The 21,466-nt window shown below is 62.8% G+C and carries 20 protein-coding genes; 14 read left to right on the forward strand and 6 right to left on the reverse strand.

The window, feature by feature from the left end; translation table 11 throughout:
• Positions 1-86: 86 nt before the first annotated feature.
• Positions 87-776 (forward strand): carboxymuconolactone decarboxylase family protein, encoded by a 690-nt coding sequence (locus FE851_RS09540; protein ID WP_145201947.1) that lies wholly within the window; start codon positions 87-89, stop codon positions 774-776.
• 11 nt (positions 777-787) lie between these two features.
• Here FE851_RS09540 and FE851_RS09545 read toward each other — a convergent pair whose 3' ends face one another.
• Positions 788-1,540 carry an SDR family NAD(P)-dependent oxidoreductase gene (locus FE851_RS09545; RefSeq protein WP_145201950.1) on the reverse strand — a complete coding sequence of 251 codons (753 nt, stop codon included), beginning with the start codon at positions 1,538-1,540 and terminating at the stop codon, positions 788-790.
• A gap of 218 nt (positions 1,541-1,758) precedes the next feature.
• Between FE851_RS09545 and FE851_RS09550 the strand changes: the two genes are divergently transcribed.
• The 8 genes from FE851_RS09550 (at position 1,759) to FE851_RS09585 (ending at position 8,945) form a co-directional block, all read left to right on the forward strand.
• Positions 1,759-2,376: a TetR/AcrR family transcriptional regulator gene (locus tag FE851_RS09550; protein WP_017181703.1), complete on the forward strand. Its 618-nt coding sequence runs from the start codon at positions 1,759-1,761 to the stop codon at positions 2,374-2,376.
• A gap of 2 nt (positions 2,377-2,378) precedes the next feature.
• The gene (locus FE851_RS09555; protein WP_130752189.1) at positions 2,379-3,176 is read left to right on the forward strand and encodes a helix-turn-helix transcriptional regulator; all 798 of its coding nucleotides are present in this window, start codon (positions 2,379-2,381) and stop codon (positions 3,174-3,176) included.
• Positions 3,177-3,242: 66 nt separating this feature from the next.
• Positions 3,243-3,665: a Zn-ribbon domain-containing OB-fold protein gene (locus FE851_RS09560; protein ID WP_145201953.1), complete on the forward strand. Its 423-nt coding sequence runs from the start codon at positions 3,243-3,245 to the stop codon at positions 3,663-3,665.
• Complete coding sequence (locus FE851_RS09565; protein WP_130752188.1) at positions 3,662-4,810, forward strand: thiolase family protein; 1,149 nt, start codon at positions 3,662-3,664, stop codon at positions 4,808-4,810. The genes FE851_RS09560 and FE851_RS09565 overlap by 4 nt, the downstream gene beginning before the upstream one ends.
• A gap of 4 nt (positions 4,811-4,814) precedes the next feature.
• Positions 4,815-5,993: an acyl-CoA dehydrogenase family protein gene (locus FE851_RS09570; protein WP_145204296.1), complete on the forward strand. Its 1,179-nt coding sequence runs from the start codon at positions 4,815-4,817 to the stop codon at positions 5,991-5,993.
• 17 nt (positions 5,994-6,010) lie between these two features.
• Positions 6,011-7,186, forward strand: a complete 1,176-nt coding sequence (locus tag FE851_RS09575) for an acetyl-CoA C-acetyltransferase (protein WP_130752186.1) — start codon at positions 6,011-6,013, stop codon at positions 7,184-7,186.
• A 3-nt stretch (positions 7,187-7,189) separates the two neighbouring features.
• On the forward strand, positions 7,190-8,188 hold the full coding sequence (locus tag FE851_RS09580) for an acyl-CoA dehydrogenase family protein (RefSeq protein ID WP_145201957.1): 999 nt from the start codon (positions 7,190-7,192) through the stop codon (positions 8,186-8,188).
• 10 nt (positions 8,189-8,198) lie between these two features.
• Entirely contained in the window at positions 8,199-8,945 is a 747-nt protein-coding gene (locus FE851_RS09585; protein WP_145204299.1) for an SDR family oxidoreductase, read from the forward strand.
• Between the two features lie 2 nt (positions 8,946-8,947).
• Here the strand turns inward: FE851_RS09585 and FE851_RS09590 are convergent, their stop codons facing one another.
• From FE851_RS09590 to FE851_RS09610, 5 genes are all read right to left on the reverse strand, one after another.
• Positions 8,948-10,432 carry a DUF1254 domain-containing protein gene (locus tag FE851_RS09590; RefSeq protein WP_261370887.1) on the reverse strand — a complete coding sequence of 495 codons (1,485 nt, stop codon included), beginning with the start codon at positions 10,430-10,432 and terminating at the stop codon, positions 8,948-8,950.
• A complete protein-coding gene (locus FE851_RS09595; protein ID WP_145201960.1) occupies positions 10,429-11,727 on the reverse strand; it encodes a spinster family MFS transporter in 1,299 nt (432 codons plus the stop codon). The genes FE851_RS09590 and FE851_RS09595 overlap by 4 nt, the downstream gene beginning before the upstream one ends.
• A 91-nt stretch (positions 11,728-11,818) precedes the next feature.
• Positions 11,819-14,704, reverse strand: a complete 2,886-nt coding sequence (locus tag FE851_RS09600; protein ID WP_145201963.1) for a TonB-dependent receptor plug domain-containing protein — start codon at positions 14,702-14,704, stop codon at positions 11,819-11,821.
• 67 nt (positions 14,705-14,771) lie between these two features.
• Entirely contained in the window at positions 14,772-15,854 is a 1,083-nt protein-coding gene (locus FE851_RS09605; protein ID WP_145201966.1) for a phosphotransferase family protein, read from the reverse strand.
• Positions 15,851-17,089 (reverse strand): acyl-CoA dehydrogenase family protein, encoded by a 1,239-nt coding sequence (locus FE851_RS09610; RefSeq protein WP_145201969.1) that lies wholly within the window; start codon positions 17,087-17,089, stop codon positions 15,851-15,853. Before FE851_RS09610 ends, FE851_RS09605 begins: the two co-directional genes overlap by 4 nt.
• 183 nt (positions 17,090-17,272) lie before the next feature.
• On the opposite strand from FE851_RS09610, the gene FE851_RS09615 reads away from it, so the two are divergent.
• The 5 genes from FE851_RS09615 (at position 17,273) to FE851_RS09635 (ending at position 21,466) form a co-directional block, all read left to right on the forward strand.
• Entirely contained in the window at positions 17,273-17,980 is a 708-nt protein-coding gene (locus FE851_RS09615; RefSeq protein WP_186378795.1) for a carboxymuconolactone decarboxylase family protein, read from the forward strand.
• Positions 17,981-18,053: 73 nt separating this feature from the next.
• Positions 18,054-18,818 carry an enoyl-CoA hydratase/isomerase family protein gene (locus tag FE851_RS09620; protein ID WP_241763581.1) on the forward strand — a complete coding sequence of 255 codons (765 nt, stop codon included), beginning with the start codon at positions 18,054-18,056 and terminating at the stop codon, positions 18,816-18,818.
• Between the two features lie 3 nt (positions 18,819-18,821).
• Positions 18,822-19,160, forward strand: a complete 339-nt coding sequence (locus FE851_RS09625; protein WP_145201972.1) for an EthD family reductase — start codon at positions 18,822-18,824, stop codon at positions 19,158-19,160.
• A complete protein-coding gene (locus tag FE851_RS09630) occupies positions 19,153-19,947 on the forward strand; it encodes an SDR family NAD(P)-dependent oxidoreductase (RefSeq protein ID WP_145201974.1) in 795 nt (264 codons plus the stop codon). Before FE851_RS09625 ends, FE851_RS09630 begins: the two co-directional genes overlap by 8 nt.
• On the forward strand, positions 19,925-21,466 hold the full coding sequence (locus FE851_RS09635; protein WP_145201978.1) for a class I adenylate-forming enzyme family protein: 1,542 nt from the start codon (positions 19,925-19,927) through the stop codon (positions 21,464-21,466). The genes FE851_RS09630 and FE851_RS09635 overlap by 23 nt, the downstream gene beginning before the upstream one ends.

Below are 21,466 nucleotides of genomic sequence, written 5' to 3' on the forward strand. Positions count from 1 at the left end.
ACCACCTATGGGACAGTTGACCCCACGCACGAAGCGGCATAGCCATGTTCAACCGACCGGACGGTCTGTATTTTATCGGAGAGACGATGTCTGATCATCTACCCACCCTCGCCAGTCTTGGCCGCCTGCGTCGCGACGCTCCGAAAACGGTCGCGGGCTTCCGTCGCTGGCGCTCCATCATTGATACCGATGGCGCCGTTCCAGCAAAGGTGAAACGATTGTTCGTCGCCTGCGCAGCCACGGTGAAAGGCTATGGGGAGCTTGCAGCGCGGGAATTGGCGGCAGCGCAGGCGGCCGGGCTGACCGAGGCGGAAGCCGGTGCGGCGATCGCGATCCTGGCGAGCGTGCGCGGTGAGGGCGCGTCGCTGCGCTTCCATGCTCTTTTTCGCGAGATATATTCCGGGGCCGCAGACCCCGATTGGCCCGACGACGACATGATCGTGGAAGAGGGCGCAGCAGAGGCCAACTTCCTTCAATATTTCGGCACGATGCCGCCATCCTTGGCCAAGCTGTTGGAGGTCAAGCCGCTGGGTGCCGACGCATATTATCTGATGCGCGAGGGCACGTTATCAGGCACCGCGTTGGGGCCGATTTATGCCGAGTTGCTGCTCGTCACCGTGCTTGTCGCCGACTATAGTTCGTGGGCGTCCGTTCATATGAAAGGTGCGCGCACCGCAGGCGCCAGCGAGGAGGCGGTAGCGGAAGCCGTGATCTGCGCTGTACCGACAGCCGGCCTCTCCGCCTGGGTGATCGGCGCGACAGCCATGGACGCCTGAAAGACGCCCGTTCAAAGACCGCTTACGAGATGCCCGCCATCCACGGCGATGACGGAACCTGTCATGTAGCGCGACTGATCGGAACATAGCAGCAGCAGCGGCCCATCCAGATCCTGCATCTGACCCAGCCGCTTTTGCGGGATGCGCGAGATGAGTCGCTGGCCCGCTTCGGACGCGAAGAAATCCCGGTTGAGGTCAGTCTCGATATAGCCGGGCGCTAGCGCATTGACCCGGATGTCGAGCGTGGCCCATTCCAGTGCGAGCGCCTTCGTCAACTGGATAAGGCCGGCCTTGCTGGCGGCATAGGCCGCCAGTCCCTTGGACACGCGCTCCCCAAGGATAGAGGCCACATTGACGATCGTGCCACCCCTGCTCCGCATTGCTCTCGCGGCCTGTTGGGCCACAAGGAAAGCGCCGGTCAGATTGGGCTGAAGCACCTGCGCCCATTCGGTCGCGTCAAGATCGAGCGCCGCACGGGTATGCGCGACGCCCGCATTGTTGACGACGATCGAAAGCCCCCCTGGGACGTCCCGTTCAATCTGCGCAAAGGCTGCCATGACCGCCTCCGGATCAGTCACGTCCATGGCGACAGGGATGCAAGCTCCGCCCTCCTGCTCGATTTCATCGGAGAGCGCGCGAAGCGCGTCGATGCGGCGCGCCGCAGCCAAGACGGTTGCCCCCTCCCGCGCCAGCAGGCGAGCGAAATGCCGGCCCAAACCCGAACTGGCGCCGGTGACCAGCGCTGTCTTGCCTTCAAGTTGCATTGTTCGCGTCCTTATGCTTGCAATCCTGTGATCCAGCCGTCATCCCTAGAACGAACCGACCAGACGGTCGACTTACCTTTTGGAGAGGTGGGATGCATCCGCTCGGTCAGTTGGGTCATCATCGATTGTGATCCGGCGACCGTTCGGGCTATCCAGTGGCCAGAACGAAAGGCGTCGGCCCAGGCTGACCGGCGCAGACATAGGGAACAAAGCCGACAATGGCGCGACAAGCAGCAAAGAAACGGCAGACGACTGAAGCGCATGACGAAAAGCGCAATGAGATATTGAGGCATTGCGCAGCGCTGTTCGACCGGGTCGGATATCACAAGGCGTCAATGCAGATGCTCGCCGACGAGGTGGGCCTCGGCAAGCCGACCCTTTATCACTATTTCCCAAGCAAGAATGCCATTCTCTTTGCGATGCACGATGCGCACATGAGCGCGCTGCTGGCCGGACTGGATGGCGAGGGAGAATCGGACGATCCGCTCGATCGCCTGCGCGCCGCCTGTATCGACATATTGCGGCAGATAGCCGAGCATCCGGGTTATGTCCGGGCCTTCATGGATCATTATGAAGATCTCGAAGGCAAGATGCGCGACCATATCCGGACGCAACGCAACGCCTATCTTCAGCGGATGCGCGGGATTATCGAACAGGGGATCGCAAATGGCCATTTCCGGCAATGCGATCCCGGCCTTACCACGCTTGGCTTCCTGGGCATGTGCAACTGGGCCTATAAATGGTATCCTCCACTGGCGAAGCGCAGGCCGCCCGAAGATGTCGCTGACGCCATTTGCCAGCCTTTCTTCGAGGGGCTGAGCCTCAAGAACCACTGACCATGTCCGCAACCAACCATTCCTGCACGATGCCGTCCCGCGCTTTGATCGACGCGGTCCGCTTTTCGGAACCTGGCGGCATAGCACCGGCGGCAGAGCGGCTGCGCGACGCCGTTACGGAGATTTGCGGGCTAAGCACGGCGGTCACGCACAATGTGGCCTCACGCGAACCGATGCGCGACGGCAATGGGGCTATTCTTGCAAGCGAGATATTCGGCTTTCGTGGCGCCGAATCGCGCTGGTGGGACGTCCCCCAACTCGCCCTTTCCTCCCCGATCGTTCACGCATGTCGGGTGGAAGCCGAACCCTTCTGGTGTAACGCGCACGGCTTTCGAACCCGCCTGCCCAACCCGCTGCTCGACATCATCGATCTGCACGATTTCCGCATCCGGGCAATGACGGCGGCGGCGATCGTGGTTCCGATCCACCTGCCATTCGGACAGATCGGCGCTGCGAGTTTCCTGTCGCCCGATCCGGAAACCAATGACCTGTCCGATGCCTATGTCCGCGCCGCCGATGCACTGGCGGTGCTGGCCCGCGCGTTCGTGCAAAGCTATGTCAAGGTGACGGCGCGCGCGAGACCGGGTCTGGGGAGCATATCGTTGACCAAGCGCGAAGTGGAATGTCTGCGCTGGGCGGCTGCCGGAAAGACGAACGAGGAAATCGGAATCATCCTGGGCCTGCAACGCACGACGGTGCGGTTCCACATCCGTTCGGCGTCAGTAAAGCTGGACGCCGTTAACCGCGACCAGACGATGTTCAAGGCAGCGCAGCTCGGCTTTTTGGGGATGATCAACTAGCAGCTGTCGCATTGGTCAGAAGCCGACCGAACGGTCGGGCGCTATATCTTCGGAAGGAGATAAGCCGTGCCCGAAACCATGTCCATTCCGATCGCCGATGACCTGATCTGCCCCTATGGCGAGGGCATTGCCCTGCTTGCATCCCGCGATCGTGAGACCGGTCGGCTCAGCTTCCCGGCGCGGCCAGCGAATGACACGCGCTACGCCCAAGTGGTGCTGCCAGGAACCGGCCGGCTTTGGTCGTGGACGGTGCAGCGGTTTCGCCCCAAATCGCCGCCTTATGCTGGCCCGGAAGCGTTTGAGCCTTACGCTGTGGGCTATATCGAACTGGACGATGCCTTGATCGTCGAGGCCCGCCTGGTCGACGTGGCATTTGACGCTCTGGAAATCGGCATGGCAATGCGGGTCGTCCCGCTGCCGTTCATGCTGGCGGACGGTACGCCACGCACCAGCTTTGGCTTCGCTCCCGATAAGGGCGCACAGGCATGAGCGAGGATGTCTTCATCGTGGGCGTAGGAATCCATCCCTTTGGCCGTACGCCCGGCCTGTCCGGCCTTCAGCAGGGCGTGTTCGCCGTCCGGCAGGCGCTCGACCGTGCGGGGCTCTCATGGCCCGATGTCCAGTTCGCCTTCGGTGGATCGGATGCTGCGGGGAATGCGGATACGATGGTGTCGGAACTGGGGCTGACGGGCATCCCTTTCATCAATGTTGCCAACGGATGCGCGACTGGCGGTTCGGCCATGTTCGGTGCCTACAGCACGATAAAGTCCGGCGAGTTCGACCTTGGGTTGGCCGTGGGTTTCGACAAGCATCCGCGCGGCTCCTTTTCCCCTCTGCCGGCGGATTGGGGATTGCCCGACTGGTATGGTGAGACGGGGCTTATGCTCACCACCCAGTTCTTCGCCATGAAGATCCAGCGCTATATGAGCCTGTATGGCATAACGCCGCCTATGCTGGGCGCGGTCGCCGAAAAGGCCTTTGCCAACGGCGTTCTGGCCGACCATGCCTGGCGGCGCGAAGCTGTCGACATCGACACGATCCTGAATTCGCAAATGGTCAGCGATCCGCTCACCAAATTCATGTTCTGCTCACCGGGAGAAGGCGCTGTGGCGCTATTGCTGGCCAGCGGCAGAAAAGCCCGCGAACTTGGCCTTCCGGCCGTACGGCTACGCGCCGCAGCCGTTCGCACCCGGCCTCCTGGGTCATTCGAGGTATTCTCGCCAGCGCTTGATCTGGAGCGGGGCGGATCGCCGACCAGCGTAGCGTCCCAGGCGGCCTTTGCCATGGCGGGGGTCGGGCCGGAGGATATCGATATTGCGCAGTTGCAGGACACCGAAGCGGGCGCCGAAATCATGCACATGGCCGAAAACGGCTTCTGCGCGGATGGCGATCAGGCTGCATGGATCGCAGAGGGACGCACGCGGATCGATGGCCGCTTGCCAGTCAATACCGACGGCGGGTGCCTCGCCTGCGGAGAGCCGATCGGCGCATCGGGCCTGCGCCAGGTCTATGAAAATTATGTGCAACTGACCGGACAGGCCGGCGCGCGGCAGGTGCCCGGCAAGATTCGCCTTGGCTACAGCCATGTCTATGGTGCGCCCGGTGTTTCCGCCGTTGCGATCGTGGAACGCTAAAGCGATGGATCTGGCTCTTACCGATCAGCAGTGTGCATTCCGGGACGATGTTCGCGCATTTCTGGCATCTTCCCTCTCGCCGGAGCTGCGACGCGGGGCGGCGCTGACATCGGGCGTGTTCGCCGAACCCGATATAGCGCGTGAATGGCAGGCGATCCTGGAAGCCAAGGGATGGCTCGTCTATCACTGGCCGACGGAGGCGGGCGGGCCGGGATGGACGCCGATCCAGCGCTGGATATTCGAGAAGGAATGCGCGGACGCAGGCGCGCCGGTCCTGCCCGGAATGGGCCTGAAGCTGGTGGGGCCAGTGCTCTACACATTCGGCACACAAGCGCAGAAAGACCAATATCTTCCGCGCCTGCGCACAGGTGAACATATATGGGCGCAGGGTTTTTCGGAACCGGGATCGGGCTCCGACCTTGCCAGCCTGCGGACCCGCGCTGTGCGCGACGGCGACCATTATGTCGTGTCGGGCCACAAAATCTGGACGACGCAGGCCCAATATGCAAACCGGCTGTTCGCTCTGGTCCGCACCGATACCGAGGTAAAGCCGCAGCAAGGCATCAGCTTCCTGCTGATCGACATGGCCCTGCCGGGCGTGACGGTAAAGCCGATCCTCAGCGCATCGGGCGATCATGAACTGAACGAGGTGTTCCTCGACGAAGTCCGGGTGCCGGTTTCGGAGCGCGTTGGCGAGGAAGGGCAAGGCTGGTCAATCGCCAAATTTTTGCTGGAAAACGAACGGGGCGGCTCCAGCTTCGCCCCGCTGCTTCTGGCCGATCTCGCCCGATTGCGCGCATCGGGAGGGCCGCTGACCGGCGAACTGGCCCATCGCGCCATTCGCCTTCAACTGGAGGCAGAAGCGCTCGAGATGACCGAGTTGCGGACGGCGATGGAGATCGAGCAGGGCGCAGCGCCTGACCCGCGCAGCCTGATCACCAAGCTGTTGGCGTCCGAAATCCGGCAAGGTATCGAGGCGTTGGCGGTCGACGCCTTTGGCCTGGCCGGCCTTCAACTACCCGTCCAACGCCCATTTTATGGCGAGGACGTGCCGATCCCTGTCGAGTCGGCCCAGGCTCAGATCGCGGCGGCGCGCTACCTCAACGCCCGCGCCTGGTCGATCTTTGGCGGCACCAGCGAAATTCAGCTCACACTCATCGCGAAGGCCGCGCTCGGCCTTTAGACAAAGAAGGATGCATCATGCCTGAAGCCTATATCGTTTCCGCACGCCGGACCGCCGGTGGCCGCCGCAATGGCCGCCTTGCCGGTTGTCATCCAGCCGATCTGGGCGCACTGATACTGGATGCGCTGGTGGCGGACGCGGGTGTCGATCCTGCGGCGATCGACGATGTCATCATCGGCTGCGTCAGCCAGGTGGGCGAGCAGACATTCGCCTTCGGTCGCAATGTCGTGCTCGCTTCTAGCCTGCCCGACAGCGTGCCGGCCGTGACGATCGACCGGCAGTGCGGATCATCCCAGCAGGCGGTGCATTTCGCGGCGCAGGCGGTCATGTCCGGCCTTCAGGACATCGTCATTGCAGGCGGCGTCGAAAGCATGACGCGCGTGCCGATGGGATCAGCCATCACATTGGCCAAGTCTGGCGGTATCGGCGCCAATCCCTTCTCCCAAGCCATCCAGCGGCGCTATGGGGTTGCGATGTTCAGCCAGTTTGACGGTGCGCAGATGATCGCCGACAAATATGGCTTCACCCGCGACGATCATGACCGTTTCGCGCTCGCCAGCCATCAGAAGGCGACGGCGGCGATGAAGGCGGGCGCATTCGACCGGGAGATCGTGCCGGTGCCGATCGTAACTGCGGACGGCGAGCAGGCAGTGCATGATCGCGACGAAGGGGTGCGGGCCGATGCATCACTGGAGTCAATTGGCTCGGTCAAGCTGATCAGCGAGGGAGGCACGCTGTCTGCCGCCGCTGCGAGCCAGATTTGCGACGGCGCTAGCGGCGTGCTCGTCGCATCCGAAGCGGCGGTTCGGGCGCATGGCCTGAAGCCCATCGCCCGCATCGTCAATCTGGCGGTGACGGCTGGCGACCCGGTGATCATGCTGGAGGAACCGATCCCTGCAACCCGCCGCGTTCTCGATCGCGCGGGCATGACGATGAAGGACATCGACCTGTTTGAAGTGAACGAAGCCTTCGCATCCATCCCGCTGGCCTGGATGAAGGCACTTGATGCGGACCCGTCCAAACTGAACGTCAACGGCGGCGCAATCGCGCTGGGTCATCCGCTCGGCGCCACCGGCACGAAGCTGATGGCGACGCTCATCCATGCGCTCAAGGCGCGCGGCCAACGTTACGGTCTCCAGACCATGTGCGAAGGCGGCGGTATCGCCAACGCCTCGATCATCGAGGTGCTCTGAACCATGAACCTCGCGCTCAGCGATGAGCAGGCCATGGTGCGCGACATGGTCCGCCGCTTTCTGGCGGACCGATATGACGCCACGACCATGGCGAAGGGGCCGATGCCGCTTGATGAGTGGCGCGCGCTCGGCGAGCTTGGCCTGTTCGCCTTGCTGATGCCGGAACAGGCAGGCGGCCTGGGGAGCGGCGCAGCGGAAGTGATGATCGTGTCGGAGGAGATGGGACGCGCCCTCGCCATCTCCCCGCTCGCTGAATCGATCCTGCTGTGTGGCCGAGCGATCGTCGGCAGTCCGGCTGCTGAACGCTGGGGCGAACGACTCTTGCAGGGAGATGCCCTGCTGGCGTTCGCACGGGGCGGAGAATGTGCGGACGGAAAGCTCAGCGGATCGGCGGCCATCGTCCGTGACGGGATGGATGCTGACGCTTTTGTGGTGGAAACAGCGGCGGGCGGGCTATTTCTGGTCGACGCCATGGATAGCGCAGTCCGCAGGAGGCCGGTTCGCCTGGTCGACGGCAGCATGGCGGCCCAAGTCCATTTCGATGCGGCGGAGGCCGTGGCGCTCACACTGTCCGCGACGCAATGGGATGAAGCACAGGCTCTTGCCGGGCTCTCGATAGTTGCCGAACTGGTGGGTGCGATGGCGACTTTGCTGGACCTGACGGTCGATTATGTCGGGCAGCGGCGACAGTTTGGCAAGCCGATCGCCAGCTTCCAGGTCGTCCAGCATCGCTGCGCCCGGATGTACACCTGGCTGGAGCAATCCCGCTCAATGCTTTTGAAAGCGGCGTTGGTCGAGGAGGAGGAGCGGGTCCGCACCGTCACGGCGGCGAAGGCCTATGTAGGGGATGCCGCCTTGAAGCTTGCGGAAGAGGCCGTGCAATTGCACGGCGGCATGGGCGTGACCGATGAACTTGCGGTCGGGCGCGGCCTGCGCCGTGTGCTTCTGCTATCGCGCCTGCATGGCGGCGGATCTGCCGCGCGTGAAGCGCTGGCAGCCTGAAAGACTGGTCATGGCAGCAAAAGGCAGGGTTGAAGGCAAGGTCGTCCTCGTAACTGGAGCTGGGCATGGCCTGGGTCAGGCCGATGCCGAAGCCTTGGCGCGCGAGGGCGCGCGCGTCATCGTCGCCGACGTCGACGAGCAGGCGGCGCGGCGGGTCGCCGAGGCGCTTCCAGCGGCCATGGCCCTGCATCTGGACGTGACCTGCGAAACGCAATGGCAGGCTTCGTTGGCGAAGATCATGCAGGTCCATGGCCGTCTTGACGCCCTGGTCAACAATGCCGGAATCGCCCGCTTCGAAACCGTCGAGCAATCCTCGCTTGAGTCGTTCCGCCGCGTGACCGCGGTTTCGGCGGAAGGGACGTTCCTGGGGTGCAAGACATGCCTGCCAGCGCTCGCGGCAAGCGGGGCGGGGTCGATCGTCAATATCGCGTCGGTTGCGGCCATTCGCGGCAATCCGGCAGTATTCGCCTACAGCGCGGCCAAGGGAGCCGTCCTCTCCATGACGCGCAGCCTGATCGTCCATTGCCAGCAGCAAGGCTATCCCGTTCGCGCCAACATGGTTCTGCCTGGCTCTCACGATACGGAGATGGTCCGTCAGGCTTATCATTTTGCTGCACCCGAATTGCGTGAAGCCGCCCGTCGTCATGAGGGCAAGCCGCAGCATGTCGCGGATCTGGTCCTCTTCCTGGTATCCGATGAATCGATCCGGTTGAACGGCGCGGAGATCGTCATCGACAATGGCCGGACCGTGGCCTGATGTCAGGGCGTTCCGCAGCCTTCTGAACCGGGCGTGCTGGCCATGTCGATCGGCTGGATGGCTGGCGGATGCCATTGCGCGTCCACCGCCCTATGTTGGGGTCGATAAAGGCGCATCATCAGCATGAATGGTTCGCGCGGTGCCGGAAGCCAGTTGCTCCGCTTGTCCGCTCCGGGATCTTCATTCTGGATAAGGAGGCCAAGCGAACCATCCCTTCCGTAGACAATGCCCGGCGTCCGGTCGCCTATCGAATAGCGGTTGATGGCGTTGGCCGCCAGAAATCCCTTTTCATAGTAGAGCGTGATGGACCAGAAACCGTCCACTGGCGGCAGATCCTGCTTGCGAAAGCAAAGGATATATGTGTTCCGACCGTCAAGCTGTCGTCCCTGCGCATCGAGATGGGCGACCGGATACAGCGCCTCGTCCTTGTCCAGCACATAGATTTGGTCCATCGCCACGGCCGCCCGCAACAGGAAGTCATCGCCAAAGCGGGAGCCCGCATAGCTGGTCGACCATCCGCCAGACATCGTGCCCAGATGGCGTGTCTTCTCCCGAATGATCGCCAGCCCGTCGGCGACGCCACGCTCCATGGCGGCACGCACGGACGGCGACAGCTGCGCGTAGCGAAAGCCATTGTCTATCGTGAGGCCGATCGGGCGTAGCGATGCGATCAGGCCAGCATCCTCTTTTGAAACGCGCCAGTCTTCAAGCACCGTGCCGAGGTCGGCGAGAAGCGCCAGTCCCTTGGGCACATCATCCGCCTCACTGGCCAGAATGCGTTGGGATGCAATGGGTGCCTGAACGAGCCGGTTCGGACCCAACCATTGCCGCAGCCTTATCTGGTCCTGCAACCGGTGGACTTTTTGCAGATCCTGCGGTCCATCAACGAGGACGCGGCCCGCCACCATCAGATAGCGCTGCGTGCTGCGAACAATCTGTGCGCCCTTTGGAACATGACCCCGATAATCCGGTCCGACGATGAAAATGGGGGGCAGCTTGCTGCCATGACTGCTCTGGCCAAAGGATGTCAGGGTCGAACTATCAGCCTCGCCGAACTGAAAGACGTAGTAACGATGCTTGAAGTTCGGCGTGTCGAGTTGGAACGGCCTATCTTTCGTGTCCAGAAAGGCGAGGCTGTACAGCGTGTCGTTATTGGGTGCGACGCCAATTCGCGTATCAGGTCCGGCAAGGTCGCGCGCCTGCCCGATCCGGTTGATCGGGGCCGTGGCGACAGTCTTGGGACGCGGCGCTAGGGGGTGGCTGGGCTGGGTTGCCTTCTCCCGCAACTGCGCCGCGCGCACCAGGGGATAGCCCCATATCGTGGCCCGAACGGCCAGCATATAGGGGTCCGTGCTCTCTCCCGCGAATAGCTGCTGCGAACTGGCCGGGCTGGTCGGCTGCCCTGCGCAGACCGGCGTGATGATGATATTCATCGCGAGCGCAAGCCGCACCGCGAAGGCGCGTAGGGATGGTATGGATATGCTCAAGGCTTCCGAAGATCCGCCGTGTAGAAGCGGCAGGCCCAACCAATACAACCGGCGCCCGCAAGCGAGAACAGGATGACTGTCGCCAGCGCATAACGCAGCGACGTGACCTGCATCCCGCCCGTCGCTGCCAGATAATCGCTGAGGAATCCCGTCACCGCTGGCCCCAGGCCCAACCCGAACAGGTTGAACACGAGCAATGTCACGGCAGAGGTCAATGCCCGGATACGGGGCGGGACGATGGACTGCGGCACGCCGATGATCGGGCCATAATAGAAGAACATGAGCATCGTCGCGACGAAACCGAACGCCAAGGAAGCTGTAAGCGACGGAATGAGAAACTGGGCCAGCGCTGCTGGCACCATCAGCAGCATCGCGACAGCGCTGACCCAGATGCGGCCAGAGGGATTGCGCGATCCTGCAGCGTCCGACAGGCGACCACCCAGATAGATGCCGACGCCGCCGCCCAGTCCGTTCATCAGGGCCAGCCAAGACGCAACATCGGCAAGCGGCATGTGATGGACACGCATGTAGAAGGGCGCGGACCAGCTCATCATCGCATATTGGGCAAAGGCGTGGAGCGTGGTGCCAATCAGCATGTAGCGATAGGTCCGCAGCCGCCACAGAAAAAGCATCGCTTCGCCCACGGGAGGCGCGCCGTCCGCCTTCGCAGACGCCGCCGATCCGGTACGCACAGGTTCCTTGACCAGTAGCAACACAAGCGGGGCCAGAGCCACACCCGCAACGCCAATCACACCGAAGGCGAGCCTCCATCCCAATGCCGAGGCGATCCAGCCGCCCGACGCATAGCCGAACATAATCCCCGCCGGAAGCGCCAGCCCCCAAAGGGCTAGCGCCGTGACCCGCTTTTCGGGCGGATAATAATCAGCGATGATGGAATGGGACGCGGGCACTGAGCCCGCCTCCCCCAGCGCGACCCCGATGCGGAAGGCGACCAGAGACCCAAAGCCGGTGGCCAGGCCCGAAAGCGCTGTCATCCCGCTCCATGTTGCGAGCGAGGCGGCGATGATGTTGCGGCGATTGAATCGATCCGCCAGGCGCGCGATCGGAAGGGATAGCGTGGCATAGAACAGCGCGAAGGCAAGGCCGGTGAGCAGTCCAAGCTGGCCGTCGCTCAGCCCAAGTTCACGCTTGATCGGTTCCTGAAGCACCGACAGCACCGTGCGGTCGATATAGTTGAACATGGACACGAGGCCCAGCATGACCAGCATCGTGCGGCGCAGCCTCGCATCGGACGTCGGCGGCGGCGCGGTGAGGCCGATGGGAGGGCTGTTCATGCGACTACCTCTTGAAAGGCTTTGTGATTGAAGGGAGGCCCGCACCTGGCGCGCCTCCCCGAATTATCGAACATCCCTGTCCAGTGGGCCATCAGAACTTGAAACGAACCCCCGCCGTCAGCGTGCGTCCGGCGACATTGTAGAGCGTGAACAATGTCGGGTAGAGAAGTCCCGGCGCGGCGGCGGCGGCTACCAGCGGGGGCTTGCGATCAAGCAGGTTCGTCGCCGTCACGAACAGCTCCGGCTCCCCGCGGACGTCGAATTTATAGGAAGCCGTCGCGTCGGTATAAAAGACAGGCTTGATCGCCGGCACCGCGTAGAAGGAGGTCGGATCATTCTTCAGGTTGCCGATGGTCACCTTGCCGATCATCTGCTCCTGCACGAAAAGCGTCAGGCCACCATTGGTGTAGTTGGCGCTGAGCGTCCCCCGGAACTTGGGATAGGCATAACCGGTCTGGCTGTTGACGCCATGGCCCCCATAATCGATCACTGGTGCGATCGAGTTGGTCTGCGTCTTGTAGCGATCCAGATAGTTGGCAAAGGCGCGCAGCGTCAGATCACCCTCGCCCAGCTTGGTGCGATACGACATGGTGATGTCGAGACCGCTGGTGCGCAGGAAACTGATATTCTGTGTAATCAGGCTCACGGAAATCGGATAGTTGGCGGCTGTCCGGTCGCTGAAAGGCAGCGGCCGTTCGATCAGGGCGCAAGTGGGCGAGGTGCCGTTGGACGTTTCGCATTCATTGACCACGTCGTTCAGCCCCTGCGTGGCAATGGCGCCCTTGATCTTGAGGTCATAATAATCGACCGAAATGTCAAAGCCAGGCAGGAAACTGGGGCTGAGGACCACGCCCGCGGCGAATGTATCGCCGGTTTCCGGATCAAGGTTGGGATTGCCGCCGCTGAACTGGCGGATCGAACCCGGCGTCCCGGTGTGCGGATCGTTGAAGTTCACCGGCTGGGTCTGAACGCCCGCAAACAGCTCGAACAGCGAAGGCGCGCGAATATCGCGTGAGCGCGTGACACGGAGCGTGATGTCCTGGATAGGTTTGTAAACCGCACCGAGTTTCCAAGTCTTGACGCTGCCGCTGGTGCTATAGTCGGTATAACGGAACGCCCCGTTGAAGCTCAGTTCCTCGGCGAGCGGCTGGTCCTTGAATATCGGTATCAACGTTTCAGCGAAGAACTCCTTCACGTTGAGCTTGCCAAAGGCCGATCCGACATTGGTGTTGTTGAAACGGGTCTGGCGATTGGCCGGCACGCCGCGCAGGCCAGTGAAATCGACAGGCACGGCGGGATCGGAATTGGACGTGAGATCAAGCTTCTGCCGGCGATATTGTGCACCGATGGCGACCGTGACCGGCCCTGCCGGAAGCTCGAAAATATCTCCGCGCGCCGAAACCACGAAATCGTCCGTGATGTTCATGGCCCGATAGCGCGAAACGCCAAGGACCGTTTGCAGATCGGCGGCAGAGGGCGTCCCCGCCCCGAACACATTGAGCGGCGTACAATTTGGATACAGGCCGGGGTTGGTCAGCGTCACGCGGCATACGATCGAGCCGTTTGGCGCACGCACTGCGTCAAGCGCGGCTGCAAGCTTGGGAACCTCAACCTGCGTCTGTGCAAATTTGGTGACGGATTTGCCGTGGGTGTAATCGGCGGTGACGTTCCATCCGCCAAGGTTCCACTCAAGCCCGCTATTGATCAGATAGGCGTCGGTCGACTCGCGCGTCGGGATCGGCCCCTGTTCAGCGATGAAGCGGAACATGGCGAACGAATCATTGGGCCCCATCTGGGCTTGCACCGCGGGATTGAGGAAGGCGTTGCCACTGAAGAAACGGAAACCAAGCACCGATTGCGCCTGCGTGTCATAGCTGGTGACGCTGCGCGAATAGCTGCCCTGGACGTGGGCGGTGAGCGTATCCGTCATGTCATAGGCGATGCGGCCAAAACCCTGCGTCGTCGTCAGGGGGGCGATCAACTGGTTGAAGCCGGGGATATAGAGGCCATCGCCGCCGACATTGGTGCCAGGCGTGCCGGTGGGCGTGCCGCGCTGGATCGGCCGCACGGCCCCGCCAGGCAGGAAGATCGAATTGGTGAGCGAGGGGGCCGTGCTCGACGTGATGATGCCATTATTATAATCATTCGTCGTGAAGCGCAGGTTGGGCAGGAAGGTGAACGGGTTGCCCGCCCGACCCGGTGCTACGGTTGCTCCGGGAACCGACCCCACGGCTGCATAAGCGTCATCGCCATAGACGCGCGCGCTACGTTTGATGCCGTCGCTGTCAAAACGCTCGATGGAGGCAAGCACATGACCCCGGTCGCCTGCAAAACTCATGCCCCCAGCGATGCCGATGCGATAATTGCCAAGGTCTCCGCGCGTCGAAACGCCGCGTTGCGCCACGCCTTTTATCCCCTCGAATTTCTTGTCGAGGACGAAATTGACCACGCCGCTGACGGCATCGGAACCGTAAACCGCCGACACGCCGCCGGTCACCACATCGACGCGCTGGATCAGCAGCTGGGGAATAGTGTTGACGTCCACCGCGCCCCGGAAGGTCGTGGGCGGCACGCGAATGCCGTCGAGCAGGATCAGCGCACGGGTCGGGCCAACGCCGCGCAAATTGAGCAGGTTGCCATGCTCGCCGCTATTGCCCTGCAACTGACTGTTGGATTGCGGGCTGACCGAATTGGCGAACTGCGGCAGCTTGTTGATGGCATCTGCAAGATTGGTGGGCGTCGCCTTTTCCAGTTCCGTGGTAGGCGCGACAGTGACGGGCGTCGGCTGGTTATAGCCGTCGCGCACCACGCGCGTTCCGGTGACGATGATGTCTTGCGCGGATGGCGCAGCGGCATCCGCCGCTGGCGTGGCGCTGGCTGCGGCCGCGGCAGATTGCGCATGCGCCGGCGCGACGATCCCGGCAAACGCGCATCCGGAAAGGAGCGCTACTCGGCCTATTTGAAACCTTTTCATCATCATCTCTCCCTCAGATTTGAGCTATTTTGTCTTGCGCCCAGATATTTCTTGTTGCCTCGTCACACGGTCAGCCTGCGCCAGCCTCATGCGCTGCCAGCCAGGCCGCCTTGGCGAGCGGCTCGATCCGCGTGACGATGTCGCTGGCATTGTTTGCGGTCTGCACGCCGTCACGGGCGCGCCCCGCAATCCCTTGCAGGATCGCCGCAACCCGGAACAGGTTGAACGCGCGGTAGAAGGGGTGGGTCGGATCGCCCCGAATACCCGTTCGCTCGCAATAGCGACGGGCATATTCATCTGCGCTCGGGATGCCGAGCGCGGCGAGATCAGCCCCCTGCAACGTCCCGCGCACGTCCACCCCCTCCGGCCTGAACCATTCCATCATATGATAGGTGAGGTCGCCGAGCGGATCGCCGAGCGTGGACAATTCCCAGTCGATGACCGCCAACACCCTGGGCTCGGTCGGATGCACCAGCAGATTATGGAAGGAATAATCTCCATGGATGATCGTCGTGCGTTCGTCGGTGTCCGGGATGGCATCGGGCAACCATGTGAGCAGCCGGTCCATCTCTGGAATGTCGCGGGTGCGCGATGCCTCATATTGCCGCGACCAGCGGGAAATCTGCCGCGCAAAATAATTGCCCGACCTGCCATAGTCGGCAAGCCCAAGCGCCGCGAAATCGACAAGGTGCAGGCGGGCGAGCGTTTCATTGGCCGAATCATAAATGGCGGCGCGCTGGGCACGGTCGAGGCCGGGCATGCGCGGATCCCAGAAGCTGCGCCCCGGCACATAGCGCATCACATAGAAGATGCTGCCGATGACATCCTCATCCTCACACAGCAGCAGCGGCTCCGCCACCGGCAGCCCGGCTTCGTGCAGGACTTTGGTTATCCGATATTCGCGATCCACGGCATGGGCGGACTTCAGCAGGATGCCGGCCGGTTTGCGGCGCAGGACATAGCTGTGATCCGGTGTCGACAGGAGGAAGGTCGGATTGGATTGCCCGCCTTCGAACTGCTGAACCCGCATCGGCCCCGAAAATCCGGCAATCCGGCCAGAAAGATAGGCGGCCAGGCGGGCCTCGTCGAAGGCGCTGTTGACGGCGACATCGACGGTCGAGCCGATTGTCGCGGCAGGCTGCGCGCCGCTCACGCCCCCTTCCCTTCGGCATATTTGGCCAGTTCCATTCGGGCAAGCTGCCGCTCGTGCACCTCGTCCGGCCCATCGGTCAGGCGCACGATGCGGGTATTGGCCCACAATTCCGCCAGACCGAAATCATCACTGACACCGCCGCCTCCATGCGCCTGAATTGCGTCGTCGACGATCTGCTGCGCCATTTTGGGCGCGGCGATCTTGATCATGGCGATCTCCGCGCGCGCGGCCTTGCTGCCGACAACATCCATCTTGTGGGCCGCCTTGAGGCAGAGAAGGCGCGCCATCTCGATCTCGCAGCGCGCTCTGGCGATCCGCTCCTCCCAGACCGAGTGTTCGGCGATCACCTTGCCAAAAGCCCTGCGCGACAGGAGGCGGCGGCACATTTTTTCCAGCGCCACTTCCATCGTCGCGATGTTGCGCATCGTGTGGTGGATACGACCCGGACCAAGACGGCCCTGCGCGATTTCAAACCCGCACCCCTCGCCCAGCAGCATATTTTCCGCCGGGACGCGAACATTGTCCAGCGCCACTTCGAAATGCCCGTGGGGCGCGTGATCATAGCCAAAAACGGGCAAATGGCGCACCAACGTCACACCGGGCGTGTGACGAGGCACCAGGATCATCGACTGCTGCCGATAAGGCGCAGCGTCAGCATCTGTCTTGCCCATGACGATGAAGAAGTCGCAACGCGGATGTCCAGCACCCGACGACCACCATTTCCGGCCATTGATGACGTAATCACTGCCATCCCGGCGAATATCGGTCTGGATATTGCGCGCGTCGGAGGAGGCGACGGCCGGCTCCGTCATCAGGAAGGCGGAGCGGGTTTCCCCATCGCGCAACGGCACCATGAAGCGCTGCTTCTGATCTGCCGTGCCATAGCGGTGCAGCACCTCGAAATTGCCGGTATCGGGCGCCATGCAGTTGAACACTTCGCTGGCGAAGGAAATCCGCCCCATCAATTCGGCGATCGGGGCATATTCGACATTGGTGAGGCCAACGCTGGTGAAAAATTCATCGTCATGCTCAGATGGCGGCATGAAGATATTCCACAGCCCCGCTTGTCGTGCCTTGTCCTTGAGTTCGTCGAAAATCGGCGGAATCTCGGTCCAGCGATCAATCGCGGCGGACTGCTGGTGATAGAGGGGAACGGCAGGAACGATGTGCTCCTCCATGAACGCTCCTACGCGCTCCATCCACTCCCTGGATTTAGGCGATTGTTCGAAATCCACGCATCCACTCCAGATATACCGCCGGATTCGAGCCGGCTCGCCCCTTTCTTTAGGAGTCACCCGACCGATCGGTCGAGACATAAATAGTCGACCGACTGGTCGGCTGTCAAACTGGTCAGGAGAGAAATTTTCGGTTGACGCCCGACCAGTCGGTCGATCATTTGGATGGCAGGAGAGCATGCGATGACGAATAGCCCATTGATGGATGTCGCCCTGCTGCGGGGCTATGCGCCCTACACGCTGGCTGGCTATGCCAGTTTCCGGTCGGTCATCGAGTCGGATGGCGCGGTTCCCGCGAAACTGAAAGCGCTGTTCGCGACCGTGGCTGCGGTTGATCGCCGCCACCTCACCCTTGCCCGGCAGGAAATGGAACGGGGCGTCGCACTCGGCCTGACGCCGAAGGACGCGACCGCCGGGCTGATCGTGCTCTCCAGCCTTCGCGGCGAAGCGGCGGCACTCGATTTCGCACAGATCATCAGTGACAGCTTTGACGATGTGCAGGCTCCGCAGCCGCAACCATTGCCAAAGGCTGGCCATGGAGAGGCAGAGGCGAATTTCCGCGCCTATTGGGCAGGCGCTATTCCAGCGCCATTGGGCGCCCTGATGCGGCTCGTGCCCGAAGCGGCGGACGCCTATTACCTGATGCGGCGGGGCAGCATCGACGCCAACCCATTGTCCGCCAAATATGGCGAACTGCTTTTGCTCACCATTCTTGCAGCCGGATACAGTCCGATGGCGGCAACCCATGTGCGCGGCGCGCGCAATGCGGGCGCCAGCGAAGAGGAAATTGCCGAGGCGGTGCTTTGTGCCGTCCCATCTGCGGGAATTGCTGCGTGGATGGCGGTGGGGGGGATGCTCGCCCCGCCGGAAGAGGGCGGCATAGCGCGCTGAAACAATCAGTCTTTTTACATCTTTGCCAAGGAGAAGTTACATGGAACCGGAAAAGGACGTCATCCAATATGAAGTGGCCGATAACGGCATCTGCACGATCTGGCTCAATCGCCCCCATGTGAAGAATTGCGTGAGCCCGCAGCTTCTGCGCGACCTTGAAACGGCGGTGGACAAGGCGGCAGAGGATAATTCGGTCCTGGCCGTCGTATTCCGAGGTCGTGGCAACACCTTCTGCGCGGGTGCCGACCTCGGTCAGCTGGTCGGTCCGGTGCTGCATGAGACGAGCACGTCGCTTCAGCTCGCGATCGACTCGGCGCGCACCTACGACAAGATCTACAACATGAAGAAGCCGACCATCGCCTGCGTCGAAGGCTATGCGGTCGCCGGGGGCTTCGAGCTGTTCATCTCGTGCGACTTCGGCATCGCCGCCGACGACGCCAAGATCGGCGACTTCCACATCCGCCGCGCACTGTTCGGCGGCGCGGGCCCGATCTATCGCCTGCCACGCTATATCGGCATGCGCAAGTCGAAGGAACTGATGCTGACGGGCAAGCTGCTTTCGGGCAAGGAATGCGTCGAATGGGGTCTGTGCAATGCGTCCGCGCCCAGCGATCAGCTTGAGCAGTTGATCCAGGATTTCTGCGCTCCGCTGATCGACAAGAGCCCCTTCTGCATGTGGATGACCAAGATGGCGGTGAACCGCGGTATGGACGCCGACACCAACTCGCTCATCACGCTGGAAACCATGACCTGTAACGTGGTGCACCATTCGGCCGATGCGAAGGAAGGCGTCGCGGCGTTCCTCGAAAAGCGCCAGCCGGTCTGGACGGGCAAATAAGCCATGGCGGTCAGCATGGTCGTCCTGGCCAGCCGGCCGCAGGACTGGACTCACGAACAGTTCACCACCTGGTGGCGTGGGCCGCACGCCGACGCCGCCAGGGTTCTGCCCGGCCTTATCGCCTATCGGCATGGGGCGGTGACAAAGGATTATGACAGTCCGGAAGCGCCGGGCTGGGACGGCCATGCCGTGCTGACTTTCGCTGACCGGGCGGCGCTGGACATCGCCTTTGCCTCGCCCGAATGGAAAGCGGCGACAGCGCAGACCAGGGGCATGGGCGGTCGGCGGATCATCCTGATCACCGACGAAATCGATCTGCTTGCCGGAGGTGATCATGACTGACTGGAAACCCGGCTTCACCGCCGCTCAGTTCCGTCTCGACGGCAAACGTGCGCTCATCACCGGCGGACGCGGGGCGCTCGCCGAAGCGATGGCCGCGACACTGGCCGATCTGGGCTGCGCCGTCGCGCTGGCATCACGGACGGGGGCGGATTGCGCCGATCTGGCGGCAGGGATAGCGGATCGCTTCGGAGTGCCAGCCGCAGGCCTGGCTTGCAATATCGCCGACGAAGCGTCCGTCGAGGCCACAATCGCCGGAACGGTAGAGCGGTTGGGGGGGCTCGACATCCTCATCAACAATGCCGGCGCATCCTGGTGGGGTCTGCCGCAGGACATTCCGCTCAAGGGCTGGCAAAAGGTGATGGACGTCAACGTGACCGGCACCTTCCTGGCCTGCCGTCATGCTGCGCGCCACATGATCGCCCAGGGCGGCGGGGCGATCGTCAATATCGCATCGGTTGGCGCCTTTCTGTCTTATCAGCCGGACGCGGGACAGGTCGTCCCCTACACCACCAGCAAGGCGGCGATCGTTCACCTGACCAGCGACCTGGCCGCTCAATGGGCCGGGCACAATATTCGGGTGAATGCCATCGCCCCCGGATCGATCGAAACGGGCATGACGGAAACGCTGGACACCGCCATTCAGGAAAAAACGCGGGCTGGCATATTGATGCGCCGCTTTGGCCGCCCCGACGAAGTGGCTGGCACGCTGGCGCTGCTGGCGTCCGATGCGGGCAGCTTCATCACTGGTCAAACCTTCCTCGTTGATGGAGGGCAATCCCTTGCCTGAAGAACAACGCCATCCGACGTTTCAATGGAACGCCGAGCGGCTCTGGCCGCAGTTCGCGCGCCTTGCCGAGGCTGAACCGGACGCGCTCGCGCTGGCCGATTGCAACGACCGTTTATGGAGCCGGGCCGAATTGCGCGCGCAAGCGGTGGACATTGCAGCGCGGCTCAGGTCTGTGGGGGTAGAGCCGGGCGACCGCGTCCTCGTGACCGGGCACAAGAGCCCGGCGACGATTGCCACGGCGCTTGCCGTATCATCGCTCTGCGCAACATTCTGCCCGGTATCGCCAAAGCTCGGCGCGGGCGATCTTGCCGTGCTCGAACCCTTGCTCGGTCATGCTGCCAAGGTCAGCGGTGCCGACGACAGCTTGCCCGAAGTTACTGCCGGGACAGGCGCACGGTCGCGTGATCCGCGCGACGCCGATGCCGCACTCATCGGCTTCACCTCCGGCAGCACCGGCGTTCCCAAGGGCGTGATGCACGGCCCGGAAGCGCTCAACTATGCAACCCGCGCCTGTGCGGCCATAGCCGGCCTTGATCCTCGCGACGCGATATTGGGCATTGTCCCGCTCGACAGCGCCCCCGGCTTCACTTTCACGGCGCATTTCGCGCTGTCTTTGGGACATCCGCTCGTGCTGGTGGACCCATGGGTGCCCGCCGAAGCACTTCGGCGAGCCGAACGCTACGGATGTGGCTGGGCCATTGCCGTCCCGACCCACCTATTCACGATGGTGGAAGCAGCCCGCCTCGGCGAATGGAGCGGTCGCCTTCCCCTCCGCGCCATGGCTGTGGGGGGCAGCGCCATGACTCCGGAACTGATCGCTGACGCCGATCGGCTGCTGGGGCTCAAGGCGCTGCGCATGTTCGGCATGTCGGAATGCATGGGCCATGCCTCGACCAGCCCCACGGACCCGCTGGAGCGCCGCCAGCTTTTTGACGGCATCCCCTTTCCCGAAACGCAGGAAGAGGCATTCGATCCCGATATGAAAGTGCTGCCTAGGGGCAGCCGGGGGCAGGCAGGCGTCCGCGGGCCATCCCTTTTCCTGGGCTATGCGCAGGGCTTGGGCGCCGGGCAGGAGCGCATGACGCCGGATGGCTTCTACCTGACCGGGGACGAAATCATCCGTGATGAAGAAGGCTTCGTCCGGGTGGTCGGCCGGATCAAGGACCAGATCATCCGGGGCGGCTTCAATATCGACCCTGCCGAGGTAGAGGCTGCGCTGTTGCGGCACCCCGCCATTGCCGAGGTCGCGGTGGTCGCTGTGCCCGAACGCAAGCTGGGCGAGCAGGCCTGCGCGGTCTGCCGCCTCAGGGCCCAAGGCAGCGGCATGGACCTGCCTGAGCTGCTGGACCATCTTTCGCAGCAAGGCCTTTCCCGCAAGAAATGGCCTGAACATCTGGTGCTGGTCGAGGAAATGGCGGTGACCGCCACCGGCAAGCTCGACAAGAAGGCGATGGCCGCCATTGCCGTGGAAGAGGTCGCCCGCAGGCGCGCCGCACCACCCGCCACACAGGACGCATGA

The sequence above is a fragment of the Sphingobium sp. B2 genome (genome assembly GCF_007693735.1).
In the GTDB taxonomy this organism is placed as follows: Bacteria; Pseudomonadota; Alphaproteobacteria; order Sphingomonadales; family Sphingomonadaceae; genus Sphingobium; species Sphingobium xenophagum.